The organism is Hydrogenivirga sp. 128-5-R1-1 (assembly GCF_000171895.1).
On the sequence record NZ_ABHJ01000522.1, the window covers coordinates 1 to 1,054 of the forward strand.

The 1,054-nt window shown below is 34.6% G+C and carries 1 protein-coding gene; it reads left to right on the forward strand.

Features of this window, described 5'->3' with window-relative positions; genetic code table 11:
* Positions 1-12 precede the first annotated feature (12 nt).
* On the forward strand, positions 13-1,054 hold a 1,042-nt coding region (gene aspS / locus HG1285_RS00215), incomplete at its 3' end, for an aspartate--tRNA ligase (RefSeq protein WP_083793180.1).

The window sequence follows — 1,054 nt, forward strand, 5'->3', positions numbered from 1 at the left end:
GAAGAAGATGTAATGGCAGTATCTGAAGGTTTAATTCATACACTTTTAAAGACTTCTTGGAATAGATTTAAAAATACTTTTAAAAGAATGACTTATCAAGAAGCAATTGAAAAATACGGCTCTGACAAACCAGATATAAGATTTGAAATGCACTTAAAAGATATTTCAGATATAGCAAAAGAAGTAGAGTTTAAGGTATTTAAAGACACGATAGAAAAAGGCGGAATAGTTAAAGGTTTAACGATAGAAGGCGGTGCATCATTTTCAAGAAAAGAAATAGATGATTTAACTGAGTATGCCAAAAAGTTTGGCGCCAAAGGGATGGCATGGATAAAAATAACAGAAGAAGGATTTCAGTCTCCTATTACAAAATTTTTCACAGAAGACCAGCTTCAAAAAATAAAAGAAAAAATGAATGCAAAAGCTGGTGATTTAATGGTATTTATTGCAGATGTACACGAAACAACACACAGAGTTTTAGGATTTATGAGAAAACATATTGCAGATAAATTGAATATTGTTCCTACAGGAAGATGGGACTTTTTATGGATTGTGGACTTTCCACTACTTGAATGGGATGAAGAAGAAGGAAGATATGTTGCTCTTCACCATCCATTTACAAGCCCAAAAGAAGAAGACCTTCCAAAACTTGACAAAGCCTTAGAAAATCCAGAAGTTGCAACTTCAATAAGAGCAAGAGCTTACGACCTTGTTTTAAATGGTGAAGAAATAGGCGGTGGGTCTATTCGTATCCACAGACCTGATATTCAAGAAAAACTGTTTAATATACTTGGAATTTCAAAAGAAGAAGCAGAAGAAAAATTTGGATTTTTAATACAGGCGTTAAAATATGGAGCACCACCTCACGGCGGTCTTGCATTTGGTCTTGATAGGCTTGTTGCTTTAATGACTGATTCTGAAAGCATACGAGAAGTTATAGCATTTCCAAAAACACAAAAAGGAAGCTGTCCATTAACAGATGCTCCTGACTATGTATCTAAGGAACAGCTTGAAGAACTCGGAATAGAAGTAGAAATACCACAGGAAGAGGAAG